Below are 18,786 nucleotides of genomic sequence, written 5' to 3'. Positions count from 1 at the left end.
ATTATCTGTATGTTTTAGTCTTTAACAGAATTTTATAAGGAGGAAACACAAATGGAAACATCAATGATTAATATTCCAATTTATGTAGATCAAGAAAAATTATTAGAGAAGCCAGTTACAAAAAAAGAAAAAACTGATGTAAGAGATAGGTGTTTAGATAACTATAGAGAAGTTACAAGAGATGAGTTTGTAGAGATACTAAATTCATCACAATCATTTATTCCAAGCAAGACAAAGAATAAAGGCAATGACAAGGAGAGTTTTGTGGAAACCAGAGTAATTATTCTGGATGTCGATAACACTGTTAAAGATGAGAAGGGGAAGGTAGTAGATTTGAGTAAAGATGATAGTAGATACTTAAGCGTAGAAAAGGTTTTATCTATCAATTTAGTTCATAATTCTGCGTTTGCGATACAAAAAAGTATTCGGTACTCTGAAAATCTAGAAAAATACAAGATTGTCTTTCTATTAAAAGAAGCAATTACTGACTATGGTAAAATGGTTGCTGTTTACGAATACTTGAAAAAGAACATCCCCGGGTGTGATGACAATGTAAATGCTTCGAATAGAATGTTTTTTGGAGGATATAAGTCAGATGCAGTGATAATAATTAATGAAGACAACATGTTAGATATTACTGAGCTTCCGATTGATTTTACCATGACATGTTCTAAAAATTGTCAAAGTGATTCAGGGAGAGAGTATGAACTAGTCAATGAAACCGATTTTGTTAAGTTGATAAAAAATGACGACAAAGAAGAAATGAAACAGTGGTTTAAAGACTGCCTGTTTGATTCCTCCGACATGTCTTTTAATGAGATTTATGAAAGATTGTTAACCATTGATATGAATAAATTACTTAAGTCAAGTAAAAACTTAAGATGTCTGTTTCACAACGATCATAATCCCTCTGCTAGTATTTTTACCAGTAAAACTGGGCATTCCATTTTTTATTGTCATTCCAGTAATTGTGATATCAGTGAAAATTTTATTGGAGTTGTGATGCTAATTTTAAAGAAAGACAGTCGGGTAGAAACATTTAATTGGCTATTAGAGAACCTAGACTTGTATCCTACACATTTTCGAAAATTGAAAGAGGAATCAAAAGTACTTTTTGACACTCTTGAATCAATGAAAGACAAACTTTTCAGGACAATAAGGAATTATCTAGAGGAAATGCGACGTGTCTATGATGTCTTGCTTTCTGATGTTAATTTTTTTGATGATAGTAAGGAAAGTGTGACTTGTATTTTGTCGGGGGAACAATTAGCTAAAAAAATGAGTTCTTACTATGGTAAAACTTATGACATAGATAAATGTAATAAGTTACTATCACTTATGACTTTTATAGGATTGATAAAAAAATTAGATGATGAAGATGTTCCTTTGAAGATGCTCGAATACCTAAATAGGTTAAAGGAAGAGAAAGCGTTAGGAAACTTTAATCATAAGAGAAGCAATGTCTATCGATTAGACGTTTTTAATGCAACTTCTGTGATTCAAAAATTGAATGAAGATATCCTTCCACTTCTGGAAAAAATTCATTTTACATATCAATATTTTTCTTATGAATGGGTTAAGATATGTTTTAACGAAAAAGAGGCTAAAAGAGTATTTCCTCAAAATTCCCGATCAGAACTCAGCAAGGAAAAACAATTGATTTTAGATGAAGCACATGAAGTTTTACAGGGCTTATCGTGGCAAGGGACATATCTAATGACAGAGAAAGAACTTATTAACACTGTTTGTGAACGCCTACGTAATGTTGGGGATAACAGCGTGAAAAATGCTTTAATAAAAAACAGAGGCTACTTTGTTAAACAAGGATTCACTCTTGAACGAGCTTCTAAGGATATTAAGAAACTATACAATGTGAAAGCAAGTAGTAGTTTTTTAATATATTTAGCGAAAGGGGCAGGGATAGATGAAACAATAAAAGAATTGATATTATCAGGAGCTGGGATAGTTCCTCTGTATCAATTTACAAGTGTAACAAGAGATGATGGACGGAGAGTAAGGAAGAGAAAAGACCCAATTGTATTAAACTAGACAGGTTATCCATAGCTCTTAATCTTATTTCATCTCAATACACCCACCGTTAAAGTTCGGTGGGTTATTTATTTTTCAATCTTTCAATAGCTGATTGCGTTCATTTTCTTGCCTTTTTAATAGCTTCATATAGTCAATTGTTCGAACTGCATCTTCAGTGCTAAGAGAACGATAGAGAGCCAAAAACTCTTCCTCATAATCTACGACAACATTGTCTAGAAAATGGCTTACAGGGGTTCCTAGGGCTCTAGAAAGAGCTGTTAAGCTATCGAGGTTAGGCTCTGTTACAGAATTTTCCCATCTTGCTACTGCCTGTTGTGTAGAGAAGATTTTTTCAGCTAATTCTTTTTGTGTCCACCCGAGAGCTTTTCGCTTTTCTCTAATGACCTTTGCATATTGTTTCTGTTTCATTAATACACCCCCATCTCAGTATAGTACAACAAGTTGTTGTATTTGTAATGGTATTTGAAGTTTTTTATATTTTATGAGTTGAAATACATCATATTGTTGTATATAATAAAACAGGAGGGGAGAATCATGAAAAAAGTAAGTAATCTCAGCCGATACAGAAAAGAAAAAGGACTTTCTCAAACGGAGTTAGCAAAAAAAATGAATGTTACACAGCAATGTGTAAGTTCGTGGCAAACAGGGAGAACGATTCCTAAACCCTATCAAATGAAGATGCTTTCTGAGATATTAAGTGTACCAATGAATGAGCTGTTTTCTGATGTATTTAATAAAGTAAACAGTTAACTAATAAGCAATTGAATGATTTTAGGAGGAGAAGACATGTATTGTAGAAAATGTGGCAAAGAAATAACAGATGAAAGTAAGTATTGCCAGTTTTGTGGAGCACTACAAGAAACAGATGAGACAACCGGAACAGACACAGTAAAGAAAAGTACTGAGCAGACAATTAATGAAATGAAGGAACAAATCGTACATGGACAAGAGACAGGGAAGCTGTATTTGATTATTGGTTGGATTTCTATGGTAGTATCGTTAGCATTTATTCCTGTTGTATTTGGTGCTGTTGCTGTTATTATGGGCTACTTATATCGAGAAAAAGATGAGAAAATGGGTACGATTTTGATGATAGCAGGGGTAGCTGGAGCAATCTTTGGTGTACTTTTAGGGATGTCAATGTACTGATAAGAGGGATAAGAGCAAATTATTTTGGAGATAGGAGATAAAAAGTTGAATAAAGTAAATATGAACAAGAAGTTTGTCATTATAGGTATTGTTGTCTTGGCTATTATAGGTATTATTTTTTCAAAAATGACAGGTACATCTGGATTAGAGAAGTCATCAAAACCATTGGTAACACAGATTTTACAAGAACAGTACAACTTAAATCGATCATGTGATGATGTGACGATTACTCATGAAAATGGAGATAACACATACCGGGCTAAAGCTATATTAGACAATGGAAGTGCTATCAACATAAATATTGAGTACTATCCAAAGAAAGACCGTATATATGTGGAGATACCATATGCTGAGGTGTTAATGTTAAATTGATTTAAATGTATTATGCATACCGTCCAAACAGGAACTCCCAAAGGTGTAAATTCACTAGGGAGTTTTTATAGTTTCCTATAAATTAAATACTAATACAGGTGACAAAAAAATATTACAATGATTGTCGGGAATTTTTATGTTATTCACTGTTATAACAATATAAAAGAAATGAAAAAGAAAAAATTATTATGGATATGTTTGGTATTTTTATTGATAATTGGTGGAATTGAAATACTTACTACATGTAGATTAGAAATAAATCAGTTTAAACATTTGCTAGTTAATTTTTAAGAATACTAGCCCAAATCATTCTATCGATACCTTTATATCTCGGAATGATTGAAATTGGCTATTGCTTACTGATTTTTACCAAAAAAACAAGTATCACTATTGTTGCCTATATTGTTGGAATGCTGTTTATTCCATCCTTTACTCACCAAATTCATCAATTTTTCCCAAGAGCAGAATTGTTGAAGTTGTGTGATCCGTTATATGCATTTTTGATGCTTTCACGATTTTGGGAATTTCCCGCTGGTTATGTAGGAATGGTTTTACTGGTATAGTTAATATTAGATATACTTATTTTAGCAGTAAGTATACGCAGATATACCCTAGTTGATGTGATCTAACTGTTATATTACCCTATACGGTCAAACGAAAAGATAAAAAATTAAATTCCCTGTTGATTGCGCTATCATAATGTGCTATTATTGGATTACAGCAAAATAACGTTATTGGCATGTTACTGATTATGCAGGCAAGACCAAGACAAACTAACACTTCAATGTTGATTGGGGCGTGGTTTGACTTGGTCTTTTTTACTGCTTTAAGGAGAGAGAATAATGGATTACAGAGAAGTAGGAAGAAATGTATTGCAACAGGTTGGGGGAAAAGAAAATGTGGTCAGCTTAACCCATTGTGCCACCAGACTGCGTTTTGAACTCAAAGATAAAAGGAAAGCCGATACGAAAGCCTTAGAAAAAACACTTGGTGTAATTAGTGTGGTGGATAGCGGTGGACAATACCAAGTGGTGATTGGCAATGAAGTCCAAACAGCCTTCAAGGAAATTCAAAAGGAAGTGGGAACTTCAATTAAAAAGGGCCCCTCTTCAGACAATCAAGAAAGTATTATTTCAAGATTGATTAGTGTCATTTCTACCACCTTTACACCGATGATTCCAGCTATAACAGGTGCCGGGATGGTAAAAGCCATTTTGGCCGTCTTGACTTTGACTGGTGTACTATCAGACAGTAGTCAAACTTACATCATTTTGAATACTATTGCTGATGCAGCCTTTTATTTTATGCCAGTACTATTAGCCTATGGGGCAGCCATAAAGTTTGATGTCAACCCAATTTTGGCGATTACTGTTGCTGGCATTTTGCTTCATCCAAATATTTCACAGCTTTTTTCTACTGGCGATGCCGTTTCTTTTCTAGGAATTCCGGTATTAGCTGCAGATTATGCGGGATCAGTTTTACCGATTATCTTTACTGTTTGGATCATGTCCTATGTAGAGCCCTTTGCGGATCGAATTTCGCCTTCGTTTATTAAATTCTTTACTAAGCCGATGCTGGTATTTTTAATTATGGGGCCTTTAGCGTTGGTTGTCATTGGACCGTTTGGAACGTTGCTGAACGATCTTATAGCAATGGGGGCTGAATGGATTAACGGCAAAGCAGCTTGGTTAATTCCATTTTTGATGGGTGGTTTGCAGCCATTTTTGGTGGTTACGGGTACAGCTTGGGCAATGACGCCAATCGCTACTATGCAATTGAGCAGTACGGGTTCTGAAATGATCAATGGGCCAGGAATGCTGGCTTCTAATATTGCTCAATCAGGTGCTACCTTTGCTGTAGCCGCGAAAACTAAAAACAAAGAGTTGAAGCAGCTAGCTGTGTCCACTGGGATCACTGCTTTAATGGGAATTACTGAGCCTTCACTCTATGGAGTAACCTTGAAGCTGAAAAAACCATTAGTTGCTTCCATGATTGGTGGTGCAATTGCTGGTTTGTATGCTGGCTTGAGCGGTTTAGTCAGATATGCCTTTGTTTCCCCTGGCTTAGCAGCCTTACCAGCCTTTATTGGAGAAAATCCAATGAATATTGTTCACGCAATTATTACGTGTGTAATCGCCTTTGTTGCAACCTTTATCATTGCTTATCTAATTGGATTTGACGATACTTCTGATGAATCAGAGCAAACGGCAATAGCCGAAGCAGTCATTGTTGAAAATCCGGTAAAAGGAACCGTGTGTCCTATTTCTGAAGTGAACGATGCTGTCTTTTCTAAGGGACTATTGGGAAAGGGCGTAGCCATTCATCCAGAAGAAAACAGCATTTATTCACCTGTTGAGGGAGAAGTCATTACTATTTTAGAATCTAAACATGCGATTGGTCTACGTTCTAAAGAAGGTATTGAATTATTGATCCATGTGGGGATCGACACCGTGAATTTAAAAGGGGAACCCTTTGAAGTATTTGTAAAAGCAGGAGATCAGGTGTCAGCAGGACAATTATTAATCAACGCCGATTTCGCTGCCATTAGAAACGCTGGCTACGATGATACAGTGATTGTGGTAGTGACCAACAGTGAAAATTACGCAGGAATTAGTGAAGCAAGCGGAAGCTTAAAGGAACACGAACCATTGATGCAAATTAGTTAAGGAGAGGATTTTTGTGCAATACAAACAGCTTTCAGCATTTCCAGAGAAGTTTTTATGGGGTGCCTCCATTAGTGCCTACCAGGCAGAGGGTGCCTATCAGGAGGATGGGAAACAACCGTCTATTATTGACAAGTATCAGCATACAGAAGGGGTAGCTAATTTTGAAGTTGCCTCGGATTTTTACCATCACTATAAAGAAGATATACAGCTGTTTAAAGAATTAGGCTTAAAAGCTTTTCGCTTTTCCATCGCTTGGACGCGAATTATGGATATTGAAAATAATAAAACCAATCAAAAGGGAATTTCTTTTTATCATCAAGTAATTGATGAATGCCTGAATCAGGGAATCGAACCGATTGTCACCATGTACCATTTCGATTTACCTTATTTTCTAGAGGAGCAGGGCGGTTGGTTAAATCGAGCAACTATCGATTATTTTGTGGACTATGTACAGGTATTGCTTACTGAGTATGGTGACAAGGTGAACTATTGGCTGACAATTAATGAGCAAAACACGATGATCCTTCATCCTGGAGCGATTGGTTTGCCACCAAGTGGAGAGCTGCCTTCAAAAAAAGAACTCTTTCAAATTAATCACCATGTTTTATTAGCTCAAGCTAGAGTAATTCACTTGTATCATCAGTTGAATCTTAAAGGAAAAATCGGTCCAGCAATCAATTTAACGGCTATGTATCAAGCTACCTCCAGTCCAGAAGATGCAATTGCAGCCCATAATTGGGAAACATTGAGAGGCTGGTCTTTCTTAGATGTAGCAGTTCGGGGAAAATACAATTATTTGTTTGAAAACTATTTGAATGATCGTGGATTATATCCTAAAATTGAGGCAGAGGATCAGGCAATTTTATCCTCCGGTAAACCCGATTTTATTGCGATTAATTATTATTCAACTGCCACCATCGCTGCCAGCAAAAATGACGGATCAGATGTTTCCGCTAGAGCGGGGGATCAACAGATCATGTTGGGAGAAGAAGGTGTCTACCGGGCAGCTGAAAATCCTTATGTAGATAAAACGCCATATGGCTGGGTAGTTGACCCTACTGGACTACGATTAACATTGAGGAAATTGTACGATCGCTATGATTTACCTATTTTAATTACTGAAAATGGCTATGGGGCACCCGACATAGTTGAGGAAGATAGACGAATTAATGACCAGGATCGAATTGATTATCTAGCCAAACATATTCTGGCTATTCAAGCAGCTTTAACAGATGGTGTAGATGTTTTTGGTTATTTACCTTGGTCAGCGATTGATGTTGTTAGTACCCATCAAGGCTTCAATAAGCGTTATGGTTTTATATATGTTGACCGAACCGATGAGAATCTTAAAGAATTAAAACGAATAAAAAAAGAAAGCTTCTTTTGGTATCAAAAAGTAATCGCAAGAAATGGCTTAGCTTAGAGAGAACGGTGAATCTAATGAGAGTAATTAAAACGTTAAACAACAGTTTAATTCTTTGCTTAGATAAGCAAGGCAAAGAAGTAATTTTGATGGGGAAAGGGATTGGATTTCAACTAAAGAAAGGCGATTTGGTTCCGGCTGACAAAATCCAAAAAGTATTTAAATTAGATTCACTTTCTGATGCTCTAAAAAAGGATTACATTAAACTGTTTGAGGCTGCTCCGGATGATCTAATTATTTGCGTCAAGCGAATTATCGATTATGCCAACGCCAAGTTTGACTTTAAGCTGAATAAAAGTCTATTTTTTACCTTGGTTGATCACTTGAAGCATGCCATTGAACGCAGTCAAAAAGGCATTGTTTTTCAAAATCGCCTGCTGATTGAAATTCAAAAGTATTACCCAAAAGAATTTGAGATCGGCTGCTATGCTATCCAATTGATCAACAAAAAAATGAATGTTCAGTTGCCAGAAGAGGAGGCTGGAAACATTGCGTTTCACATTGTAAATGCCCAAAGTGAACAAGCAAATATGGAAGAAACCATGCTCTCGGTAAGAGCACTAAAGGATATCTTGGCTATGCTAGGATATCTGTTTCCCGAAAAAAAGGTTGATAAAGATTCGATGCTTTACTTAAGATTTGTGACGCATTTACAGTTTTTTATTGCCCGAATGATTAAGAAGGAAGAGTTGCCGGAGAAGGATGATTTTTTGCTGGCTTCAGTGAAGCAGCGTTTTCCGAAAGAGTATCGGGCGGCCTTGAAAATCAAGGAGTACGTTCAAGAAGAGATGGGTGCCTCAGCAAATCAGGACGAACTGCTTTATCTAACACTGCATATTTCAAGGGTGTACTGAATGAAGAAAATATCGGCTGCACAATATATAAAGACTTGTTGGTTGTGCTAAGGCTCCTGATTCCTTGGAAAATTCTTCTAACAGTGCGGAGGTGAATGTTTCGACCTCTACCAGTGAAGTGGTAAAGTGTTCACAAGAAACTACTAGCTTGCCAGAAGAGCTACTTGGAGATTGGCAGATTAATAATAAGGATGCTGGTATAGAGATATCAGACAGTAAAGCTGTATTCCGTATAGGAAGGTCTCAAGTAGAGTCAAAGGATTATTATGTAGATGTAAACAACAAAATGCTTTTACATGTCTATTTTTCTTTTGAGTATGATAGTGTGAAATACATTGAAGTCTCTATTGAAAGAACTGGTTATAGTGAATTTATTAGTAAAAGCGTGGGAATTTTAACTATGCACACTAAAGATGGACAATATATAAGTTTGGGTGTGAAGAGAGTTTCCGGTGAGAATAATGAGACAGAAGCAGTTACGGAGCAGACGATGGATGAAAGAATCGATTCATCTAAGAGTAATGAGACAGAAGTAGATACTGGGAAGACGATAGATGAAAGAATTGATTCATTCATCGAAACATACACAGCTATACCACCTACTTGGAAGCTTGTAAATGAAGATAAAGGAATCACGATAAATACTGATACAGAGATTTCTACAGATGCTCAATCTTTATCAGATTTATTAGCTAATCTAACAGGTATCAGTAATGCAGTGACAGAGCAAGTTGGTAAAGACATTCCACTTCGGTTACTTGAAAATGGGAAAAAAGATTATTCTGTGGTATTTAAGAACGGACAGGTAACTGATTACAACGAAGTATTTAAAAAAGTTATTGAATAATGATTCTTCCATCTTTTTCATTTATTTACCCTACCCCGTTGTTATATGACCGTACTTATACATCTCCAGTAGCTTAGGATAAGCTACTGGGGGTATTTTTTTTCGGATTTGGAGCCCGACTATATTTATTTGTATCTGAAATGAAACGGAGATAGTTTCATTAAACGTTGATATATAAGTGTTTTAGACTGTTTCAGGTAGTGATTTTAGTGAAAAAATTTTTAAGAAATTTGTATATTTTATACTACTAGACAGTACTGTTTTTTTATGAAAAAATCATATGTAATTGTTTCATATGTATCTGAAATGGTTCTAAAGATAACTATGTAGAAATATAAAAAATAAGTTAACGATCAGTCTAAGTTATATCAAACAACGTTAGACTCCTTTCGCGTAGTTTATTAGCAAGAATAAGTTTCTTTCTTTTTTTTTTTGCTTTTTATAAAAGGGGGTATGCTAAAATAAGAGGGTATATAGCAACTTTAAATAAGAGATAGGAGTGTATCTTTTTGGGTGCAGAATTAAATCAAAAATTATTTAGTGCGGCAGATAATCTCCGTAGTAAAATGGATGCGTCAGAATATAAAAATTATTTATTGGGACTGATTTTCTATAAATATTTATCCGATCGATTGTTGGAACAAGTGGTTCTTTTAGCAGATGAATCCTTAGAGGAATATGACACAGTAAGCAAACAAACAATGTTGTATCGTGAATTACTTTCAGATGAAGAATCAAAAGAAGATCTGATTGCCACAATCGTTGATATTTTGGGATATGCAATTGCACCAGAGTATCTTTTCAACGTCTTAGCGGATCAAGCAAAACAAGCAACGTTCCAATTGAACGATCTAAACAAAGCCTTTGTGCAATTGGCATCTACCTACAATCAATTTAATGGGTTATTTGATGATGTGGATCTCCAATCAAAAAAACTAGGAACAGATGAGCAACAACGAAATGTGACGATTACCGAAGTCATCAAGAAATTGAATGATGTAGATGTTTTAGAACACGATGGGGACGTGATCGGGGATGCGTATGAGTTTCTGATCAGTCAATTTGCTTCAGAAGCAGGGAAGAAAGCCGGAGAATTTTACACACCTCATATGGTTTCTGATATGATGGCGCAAATCGTAACGCTCGATCAAAAGGAACGACGATTCTTTAGTGTTTTTGATCCAACGATGGGTTCAGGTTCATTGATGTTAAACGTACGTAACTACTTAACACACCCAGATAACGTTAAATATCATGGGCAAGAACTAAATACAACGACATACAATCTAGCAAAAATGAACTTGATTTTACATGGTGTCGACGCCGAAGAAATGAATCTCCGCAATGGGGATACGTTGAATAAGGACTGGCCAACAGATGAACCTTACACATTTGATGCAGTAGTAATGAACCCACCTTATTCGGCTAATTGGTCAGCAGATACGACTTTCTTAGATGATTCTCGGTTTAATCGTTATGGGAAATTAGCGCCAAAATCCAAAGCAGATTTTGCGTTTCTTCTTCATGGGTTCTATCATTTGAAGGAAACAGGTACCATGGCCATCGTCTTACCACACGGAGTTTTATTCCGTGGCGCTGCAGAAGGGGTCATCCGTCAAAAATTACTAGAAGATGGCAGTATTTATGCTGTGATCGGTATGCCTGCGAACTTGTTCTTTGGGACATCGATTCCAACGACGGTGATTGTGTTGAAGAAGAATCGTCAAACTCGAGATGTATTATTCATTGATGCTAGTCGTGAATTTGTTAAAGGGAAAAATCAAAATAAACTATCGGAAGAAAACATTCAAAAAATCCTCGAAACCTACGCTGAAAGAAAAGATGTCGAGAAATACGCTCATTTGGCAACCTTTGATGAAATCAAAGAAAATGACTATAACTTAAATATCCCACGCTATGTAGATACTTTCGAAGAAGAAGAACCAATTGATATGGTTCATGTCGGAAATGACATCAAGAAGATACGACAAGAACAGCAAGTGCTAGAAAAAAAACTTTTAGAAGCTATCTCTTCCCTGCAAACAACACCTGAAAATGAAGCGTGGTTACAAGGTGCGCTGGAGGTGTTCAAACATGAGCAATGATACACAACCAGAAATCCGTTTCCCAGGATTTACAGATGATTGGGAACAGAGGAAGTTGGGGGACTTCGTTGTAGATTATGTTGAAAAGACAAGTGTACAAAATCAATTTCCTATGCTAACTTCATCTCAACAAAAAGGGATAGTTTTGCAAGAAGACTATTTTGCAAATCGGCAAGTAACTACAGAAAATAATATTGGTTACTTTGTACTACCTAGAGGATATTTCACGTTCCGTAGTCGAAGTGATAATGATGTGTTTGTGTTTAACCGTAATGACATTATTGATAGAGGGATTATAAGCTATTTTTATCCTGTATTTACTTTAAAATCTGCTGATTCCGACTTCTTCTTAAGACGTATTAACAATGGAATCCAACGACAATTATCTATTCAAGCAGAGGGAACAGGTCAACATGTTCTGTCTCTAAAAAAGTTTAAAAATATAGTAGCAATGTTTCCTAGTGAGGAAGAACAACAAAAAATCGGCACCTTCTTCAAACAACTTGACGACACGATCGCTCTTCATCAGCGTAAGTTAGATTTGCTGAAGGAAACGAAAAAAGGATTCTTACAAAAAATGTTCCCTGAAAACGGAGCAAAAGTGCCAGAAATCCGGTTTCCTGGTTTTACGGAAGATTGGGAAGAGCGTAAGTTGGGAGAATTAGGTAAAACTCAATCGGGAATTGGATTTCCTGATGCCGAGCAAGGTGGTTCTGAAGGTACTCCATTTTTTAAAGTTTCCGACATGAATAACATTGGTAATGAGTATGAAATGAGAAATGCAAATCATTATGTATCTAATGAGCAAATTGAGCGTAAAAAATGGAAGCCAATAAAAGATGTGCCAGCGATTATATTTGCTAAAGTTGGCGCAGCAATAATGCTTAATAGAAAACGTTTGGTCACAAGCCCTTTCTTAATAGATAACAATACCATGGCTTATTTATTTAATAATACTTGGGATATCTATTTTGGTAAAATATTGTTTGAAACTATAAATTTGCCAAGATACTCCCAAGTAGGGGCATTGCCTTCTTATAACAGTTCTGATATTGAGAATATCAGTGTTAAGGTTCCTGTAAAGGATGAACAACAAAAAATCGGTACTTTCTTCAAACAGCTAGATGATACGATCGCTCTTCATCAACGTAAGTTAGATTTACTAAAAGAAACGAAAAAAAGCTTCTTACAAAAGATGTTTGTCTAGGAGGGAAGAAGAATGAAAATTAGTCACCGTGAGGAAGCAGAAGTCGAAGAACAGTTGATTCGTGTACTTGGAGAAGGGCATAATCAGTGGACGTATCGTCCGGATCTAAAATCAGAAGAAGACCTTTGGGTCAATTTACGCCAAAAAATTATCTCAAATAATCAAGCAGAACTGAATGATTTTCCTTTGACCGATAAAGAATTTGAAACGATCAAAACGGAATTACTGCTGCGAACGAAAACCCCATTTGATGCTGCGAAATGGTTAAAAGGTGAAAATGGGATGGCTCGGATCACGATTGAACGGGAAGATTCGCAATTGGGTTCTGTCTCACTTATCCTTTATTCCAATCAAGACATTGGTGGAGGAATCTCTACTTATGAAGTGGTCCATCAAATTGCAAAACGTGGAAGTAACATAGAAGCACGGGATCGACGTTTTGACGTCACCTTATTAATCAATGGATTACCGATTGTCCAAATCGAGCTGAAACAAGTAACTGCAAAAGATGGTGTTTATCAGGCATTTAACCAAATCAAAAAATATGCAGAAGAAGGTATGTTTCGGAACAATATCTTTTCGACCTTACAGTTGTTTGTGGTTTCCAATGAACAAACCACTCGGTATTTTGCAAATGCCTTACCGAAAGACTTGCACCCTAAGTTTTTATTTAGTTGGCGAACGAAAGACAATGAAAAAGTAGAAAACTTATATGAGTTTTGTAAACAAGTGTTAAATATCCCGGATGCTCATCGTTTGATTGCGGATTATACAATCGTCAGTGAAGATCAAGACAATAAAACCCTCATGGTGTTACATCCTTATCAAGTACATGCGATTCAAGCCTTGTTTATTGCCGCAAATAAACATCAATCAGGGTATGTGTGGCATGCGACTGGTTCAGGAAAGACGTTGACTAGTTTTGTATCTACTAAGCTTTTAGCACGAAAATCGGGGATCGATCGAACGATCATGTTAGTGGACCGCAAAGATTTAGATAATCAAACCACCACAGAGTTTACAAAATTTGCTTCGGAATTTAATACTGGGATTTCTTCCGGGAACGCCAAAGCGAATAGCTTGATCGTTGGAACGGGAAGTGCCAAAGAATTAAGTGAAACCCTGTTGGCAGATGCCAATGCAAATGTTGTAATCATTACAACCCGTCAAAAACTAGATGCGGCGTTGAAATATGCAAAGAAACAAGAAGAGAAAAAAGGAACCAATCGCTTCCAAAAATTAATGGGCCAACATATCGTGTTTGTAGTAGATGAGTGTCATCGAGCGTTAAGTGCTGAAAATATGGAAGAAATCAAAAAAATGTTTCCGAAATCCACTTGGTTTGGCTTTACAGGTACACCGATTTTTCCTGAGAATCGGAAACAAGCCAAAGGGCAATTGGCACGTACAACCCATGATCAGTATGGAGAGGTCTTGCATACCTATACCATTAAGAATGCGCTAGAAGATGGCTCTGTCTTAGGATTTCAAGTAGAGCATGAAAACACCGTGGAGCCGACTTCACTAGAGAATAAAATCTATCGGAAATTAAAAGGAGTAGAAACATATGCAGAGTATTCATCAGAACAGATCAATCGTATGATTGATCAAATGGAACCTGTCAAAAAAGAAAGTTATTTGGACCCAGCTGTTTTTGAAGCAGATGAACATATCCAAAAAGTCATTCATAAAATGTTCCGTCCAGATAATGCCTATACAAAATTTGATTTTCGAAATGGCAGGCCAACGAAATCTGCAATCTTAACCACGAGTTCCATTGACATGGCCAAAAAGTATTATCGGGCCATCAAAGAGATGACGAAAGAGCCTGATTGGTTAACAAAAGAGTTTCCCAATCAGCTCATTCGTGAAGGACGAACGATGGAGGATCCTGATTTTCCACGAATCGCTATTACCTATTCATTAGAAGAAAATAGCCGAGATTCAAGTGCCCAACAAGAAGAAATGCAAAAAATTATTGAGGAATATAATCAGTATTATGATACTTCCTGGTCATTAGCAGACATTGAGCGTTATAACGGAGACATCAATAATCGTTTGGCACGAAAAAGAGCGGAATTCAAACAATTTGGGAAACAAATCGATTTAGCGATTGTAGTGGATCGTCTATTAACAGGTTTTGACGCCCCTACGATTCAAACCCTATTTGTGGATCGTAATCTAGAGTATGCAGGATTGATCCAAGCTTTTTCACGTACGAATCGTACGTATCCTGATAAGACAAAAGGATTGATTGTGACGTTTCGTAAGCCAGCGACAATGGAGAAGAATGTCGAGGATGCGACAAAACTGTATTCAAAAGCAAAAGAAGAATCAGGTTTGATTTATCCAAGTTATCAGGAATCCAAAAAAAGATTCAAACAAGCATATGGTAAGTTAAAAGAGGTTTCATCCATGGAATCCATTGATGAACATACGCCACTTGAAATCCGTATCGAGTACGTCAAAGCATTTCAAGAATTGAATCGTGCTTATGAATCGTTAGTGACTTATGACGATTACAATGATGACATGGTGAAATCTCCAACTTTGAACAATCAAATTCAACTTTTGGAAGAACAAATTGGCGTGTACGAGACCGTGAAGGGTTCATTAATAGAGGAAGAACCAGAAAAAGAAGGAGAAGATTTTTCAACGATCGAATTTTATAGTGAAAATACCACTAAGTTGTATGATATTGATTCAACTTATATTGATCAATTACTAGGAACTTATGCTGCGAATAGTTCAGATGCACGAGAAGAAATTGAAAAAGCTTTGGCTAAATTGAATAAAACAGAAGGAGTCAAAGAAGTTTACCGACAAATTTTAAATGCATTTGATGTGGGGACTTTAGATAGTAATGAAGATATCTTTGTCATTAAACGTCGCTATTTTACACAAGCGAGTGATGATTTGATTCATGTCTTTTCCAATGAGTGGTTTGTTTCTGAGAAAGAATTACATGCTTCTAATCTGCAATATCTACCAGGTGAAGATCCAATTCCTAATATGAAAGCAATTATCAACAGTAAGGATTACGAAGGATATAAAGCCAAACATCCAGAAGCGAAGCCATTTAAATACCCACAAGAAATGAAGCGAGCATGGCGTAAAATGTTAGATGATGAGTTGATTCCACTTGAGAATGAATTGAGGTAAACGAGAAGAGTTAAGAAAATTGTACGATTCAAAGATGGTAGTCAAGTGGAAGTGTAGAAAATAGGGATAGATGTCTTTTATTTGTTCACATTTTATAACGAAGTATTTAAGACAGCTATTGAATAATGTTTCCTCCACCTTTTTCATTCATTTACCCCACCCCGTTGTTATATGACCGTGTTTTGAGAGGAACCAATAAAAAGCATAGGCTAACTAGGGGTTCCTTTTTCTTTTGTTTTTTTGGAATCCGCTTAAGTGAAATGTATCTGAAATGAAACGGAGATAAAGTGATTTTTTGCTATAATGACAAGGTTTTAGCTGTTTCAGATACCATGTAACCCAAAATAGTTTATTGAGAAAATAGGAGAGTATTTGATACTAACTAGTAGGAAAAAATGAGATAAAAATTAAATGGAATCATTTCAGGTAATCTCAAATAAAAAAATATACAGTCCTGTGGCACTTTACCTATGGGACTGTATATTTTTTACTCTCAGCGGGCTTGTTTTGACTCCGTGTCTGACTCCGTCGTATTGATTTTAAATGATATTCGATGACCATTTAACAGGTCATTTTTGAAATTTTTGTCTCTATATGACTCAGTTTGATAATTATTGATAGATCAATTTGGGTCTATATCGAACAAGGGAATAATCCAATAAAAAATGATTTAGAATATCAAAATAACAAAAAAGAGGACTACCTGTATTCGTCCTCTTTTTTGACCAGATTTTGACCAGTCTAATTTACATTCTAATATATTCATATGAGCTAATTTTTTGATTAAATGGTAAGTTTTTCCTTGTTTGTTTTAGTTTAAACTAGTGTGTAATTTAAAAATCTATATGTAAGGGATTAGTTGAGGCTTGGCATCTAGGAGCAGAGGCTGGCAATGCTATTTTGGACGTCCTTTGTGGCAAAATAAACCCAGCCGGAAAGCTTACAATAACAATTCCGAGACATTTAGGACAAATCCCTATTTATTATAATTATTTCAATACTGGTAGACCGTATTCAAGTGAAAAGTTTAATACGACCAAATACTTAGATGTATCCAATGAACCACAATTTCCCTTTGGGTATGGGTTGAGTTATACCACTTTTTCTATGTCACCAATTAGCATTAAAGAGAAGGGTAAGAACTGTTGGAAGGTGACTACTACCGTTTCAAATAAAGGAAGTAGAGATGGTTATGAGGTTGTTCAACTATATATTGGAGCTCAATATGGTCGTTATATAAGACCAACAAAAGACTTGGTAGCCTACAAGAAGGTTTTTGTTAAGTCAGGGGATAGTGTGACTGTTTCTTTTGAACTTACAAACAAAGATTTTAAGTATTATGATGAAGAGTTCAACGAAATTATAGATGATGGTGCTTATTGGATCATGGTAGGCAATGATTCATCTCAAGCATTAACTAATAAAGAAGAAATAGAGGTAAGAATTAATGAGTAATAAAGAAGAAGCTAAATCAATCATTAACTTTGTTGGTGGAAAAGAGAATATTGCAGCACTGACTCACTGTGTGACACGTCTGAGGTTTGCCTTGCGAGATGACACTAAAGTTGATAAGGCAGGATTGGAAAACCTGGAAGATGTGAAGGGTACCTTCAATGCTAATGGACAGTTTCAAGTTGTTATCGGTCCTAAAGTAGCAGATATCTATGAAGAGGTTATAAGCCAATCTGGGCTGAGTGGGGCAAACAAAGAAGACGTTAAAAAAGTAGCGGCTGAGTTGAATTTGAATTGGTTTCAACGTGCAGTTAAAATATTGGGTGATGTATTTGTGCCGATTTTACCAGCGATCGTTACAGCTGGTTTACTGATGGGACTGAATAATTTATTAACAAACCCAGGAATCTTTTTTGAGCAGTCACTCATTGAAGTATATCCTAATATTGCTGATGTCGCTGATATGATAAATCTTATCGCAAACACTTCCTTTCAATTTCTGCCTGCGTTAATAACATGGTCAACTGTAAAATACTTTAAAGGAAATCCTCTTCTTGGGATTGTGTTAGGTCTAGTCTTTGTACACCCAGATTTGATGAATGCCTGGAATTACGGGCAAGCAGTAACCACGGGAGATATTCCACATTGGACAATCTTTGGATTGTCCATCTCTAAGATAGGACTACAAGCACAAGTATTGCCAGCTCTAGTTTCCGGCTATGTGTTAGCTAAAACAGAGCTATTCTTGAAAAAGCGTGTGCCTGAAACAATCCAACTGTTGGTTGTTGCACCAGTTGCAATTCTTTTTACTAGTGTTATAACATTTATTATTATAGCGCCGATTACAATTGCTATTGGTAATACGATTGTCGCAGGTATTGTATGGTTATTCCAAAAAGTTCCATTTATTGGCGGATTTGCTTATGGTATTGGTCTTGCGCCATTAGTCGTGACAGGGATGCATCATGCGTTTTTACCAGTTCATATTCAATTGATGGCGAACGGTGGAGATTATATTTGGCCTATTGGAGTCATGTCAAGTTTGGCACAAGGTTCTGCTGCTATTGCAATGAATTTCTTAATCCAAAATAAAAAGTTGAAAGGTGTTGGACTGGCTGCCGGTTTGTCTGCTTATATGGGTATCACTGAGCCAGCAATGTTCGGGGTTAATCTAAAGTATAAATTCCCATTCGTGGTTTCCATTCTGACCTCTGGAATAATTGGAGGATTTATGGCGTCACAACACGTCATTGCAACTTCTGTTGGTATCAGTGGAATTCCTGGTTTCTTGTCTATTCCGTTTGAATTCTGGCCAATATTCTTTATTTGTATGCTAGCAAGTTGTGTCGTCTCATTTGGAGCAACTTACCTTTACGGGAAAAATAAGGTTCTGTTGCAAAGTTTTAAATAAAGAATAAAATCCCTTACGGTATCTATGATTTAAGCTGGGATTCCCAATAATACCTTGATTTCAGTACAGACCGAAAACCCGAAGAG

General features: G+C 36.3%; 14 protein-coding genes and 1 pseudogene. 14 read left to right on the top strand and 1 reads right to left on the bottom strand.

The annotated features are described in order from the left end of the window. The first annotated feature begins 51 nt into the window (after window positions 1–51). Window positions 52–2,049, top strand: coding sequence for a hypothetical protein (locus ACTFWY_RS15570; protein WP_002323107.1), 1,998 nt, complete (start codon window positions 52–54; stop codon window positions 2,047–2,049). A 75-nt stretch (window positions 2,050–2,124) separates the two neighbouring features. On the opposite strand, the gene ACTFWY_RS15565 is transcribed toward ACTFWY_RS15570, so the two are convergent. After that, window positions 2,125–2,460, bottom strand: a complete 336-nt coding sequence (locus ACTFWY_RS15565) for a helix-turn-helix domain-containing protein (protein WP_002301912.1) — start codon at window positions 2,458–2,460, stop codon at window positions 2,125–2,127. 126 nt (window positions 2,461–2,586) lie between these two features. On the opposite strand from ACTFWY_RS15565, the gene ACTFWY_RS15560 reads away from it, so the two are divergent. From ACTFWY_RS15560 to ACTFWY_RS15500, 13 genes and pseudogenes are all read left to right on the top strand, one after another. Then, window positions 2,587–2,802, top strand: coding sequence for a helix-turn-helix transcriptional regulator (locus ACTFWY_RS15560; RefSeq protein WP_002298398.1), 216 nt, complete (start codon window positions 2,587–2,589; stop codon window positions 2,800–2,802). Window positions 2,803–2,838: 36 nt separating this feature from the next. Further along, window positions 2,839–3,201 carry a zinc ribbon domain-containing protein gene (locus ACTFWY_RS15555; RefSeq protein ID WP_002298396.1) on the top strand — a complete coding sequence of 121 codons (363 nt, stop codon included), beginning with the start codon at window positions 2,839–2,841 and terminating at the stop codon, window positions 3,199–3,201. A 45-nt stretch (window positions 3,202–3,246) separates the two neighbouring features. Continuing rightward, entirely contained in the window at window positions 3,247–3,573 is a 327-nt protein-coding gene (locus ACTFWY_RS15550) for a hypothetical protein (RefSeq protein WP_002298394.1), read from the top strand. 842 nt (window positions 3,574–4,415) lie between these two features. Continuing rightward, complete coding sequence (locus ACTFWY_RS15545) at window positions 4,416–6,239, top strand: beta-glucoside-specific PTS transporter subunit IIABC (protein ID WP_002298390.1); 1,824 nt, start codon at window positions 4,416–4,418, stop codon at window positions 6,237–6,239. Window positions 6,240–6,252: 13 nt separating this feature from the next. Then, window positions 6,253–7,662, top strand: coding sequence for a glycoside hydrolase family 1 protein (locus ACTFWY_RS15540; protein WP_002298389.1), 1,410 nt, complete (start codon window positions 6,253–6,255; stop codon window positions 7,660–7,662). 17 nt (window positions 7,663–7,679) lie between these two features. After that, complete coding sequence (locus ACTFWY_RS15535) at window positions 7,680–8,516, top strand: PRD domain-containing protein (protein WP_002298387.1); 837 nt, start codon at window positions 7,680–7,682, stop codon at window positions 8,514–8,516. 64 nt (window positions 8,517–8,580) lie between these two features. After that, window positions 8,581–9,363, top strand: coding sequence for a hypothetical protein (locus ACTFWY_RS15530; RefSeq protein ID WP_002317770.1), 783 nt, complete (start codon window positions 8,581–8,583; stop codon window positions 9,361–9,363). Window positions 9,364–9,872: 509 nt separating this feature from the next. After that, window positions 9,873–11,468 carry a type I restriction-modification system subunit M gene (locus ACTFWY_RS15525; protein WP_002330869.1) on the top strand — a complete coding sequence of 532 codons (1,596 nt, stop codon included), beginning with the start codon at window positions 9,873–9,875 and terminating at the stop codon, window positions 11,466–11,468. Next, a complete protein-coding gene (locus tag ACTFWY_RS15520; protein ID WP_002330870.1) occupies window positions 11,458–12,675 on the top strand; it encodes a restriction endonuclease subunit S in 1,218 nt (405 codons plus the stop codon). Before ACTFWY_RS15525 ends, ACTFWY_RS15520 begins: the two co-directional genes overlap by 11 nt. Window positions 12,676–12,687: 12 nt before the next feature. Continuing rightward, window positions 12,688–15,837, top strand: coding sequence for a type I restriction endonuclease subunit R (locus tag ACTFWY_RS15515; RefSeq protein WP_439927214.1), 3,150 nt, complete (start codon window positions 12,688–12,690; stop codon window positions 15,835–15,837). Between the two features lie 843 nt (window positions 15,838–16,680). Further along, window positions 16,681–16,920 (top strand): annotated as a pseudogene (locus ACTFWY_RS15510) (glycoside hydrolase family 3 C-terminal domain-containing protein); the annotation flags it as partial. A 69-nt stretch (window positions 16,921–16,989) separates the two neighbouring features. Next, window positions 16,990–17,292, top strand: a complete 303-nt coding sequence (locus ACTFWY_RS15505) for a fibronectin type III-like domain-contianing protein (RefSeq protein WP_169038116.1) — start codon at window positions 16,990–16,992, stop codon at window positions 17,290–17,292. Then, a complete protein-coding gene (locus ACTFWY_RS15500; RefSeq protein WP_060804982.1) occupies window positions 17,285–18,700 on the top strand; it encodes a PTS transporter subunit EIIC in 1,416 nt (471 codons plus the stop codon). Before ACTFWY_RS15505 ends, ACTFWY_RS15500 begins: the two co-directional genes overlap by 8 nt. Window positions 18,701–18,786: the final 86 nt, after the last annotated feature.

This window comes from Enterococcus sp. 125944 (assembly GCF_051909435.1).
In the GTDB taxonomy this organism is placed as follows: domain Bacteria; phylum Bacillota; class Bacilli; order Lactobacillales; family Enterococcaceae; genus Enterococcus_D; species Enterococcus_D gallinarum.
This window is presented reverse-complemented; position numbering and strand designations above follow the sequence as displayed.

Excerpts from the sequence above, each read along its gene's own strand:
- ACTFWY_RS15520 (WP_002330870.1), top strand. The coding sequence starts at position 11,458 with ATGAGCAATGATACACAACCAGAAATCCGTTTCCCAGGATTTACAGAT.
- ACTFWY_RS15545 (WP_002298390.1), top strand. The coding sequence starts at position 4,416 with ATGGATTACAGAGAAGTAGGAAGAAATGTATTGCAACAGGTTGGGGGA.
- ACTFWY_RS15535 (WP_002298387.1), top strand. The coding sequence starts at position 7,680 with ATGAGAGTAATTAAAACGTTAAACAACAGTTTAATTCTTTGCTTAGAT.
- ACTFWY_RS15515 (WP_439927214.1), top strand. The coding sequence starts at position 12,688 with ATGAAAATTAGTCACCGTGAGGAAGCAGAAGTCGAAGAACAGTTGATT.
- ACTFWY_RS15565 (WP_002301912.1), bottom strand. The coding sequence starts at position 2,460 with ATGAAACAGAAACAATATGCAAAGGTCATTAGAGAAAAGCGAAAAGCT.
- ACTFWY_RS15570 (WP_002323107.1), top strand. The coding sequence starts at position 52 with ATGGAAACATCAATGATTAATATTCCAATTTATGTAGATCAAGAAAAA.
- ACTFWY_RS15500 (WP_060804982.1), top strand. The coding sequence starts at position 17,285 with ATGAGTAATAAAGAAGAAGCTAAATCAATCATTAACTTTGTTGGTGGA.
- ACTFWY_RS15560 (WP_002298398.1), top strand. The coding sequence starts at position 2,587 with ATGAAAAAAGTAAGTAATCTCAGCCGATACAGAAAAGAAAAAGGACTT.
- ACTFWY_RS15555 (WP_002298396.1), top strand. The coding sequence starts at position 2,839 with ATGTATTGTAGAAAATGTGGCAAAGAAATAACAGATGAAAGTAAGTAT.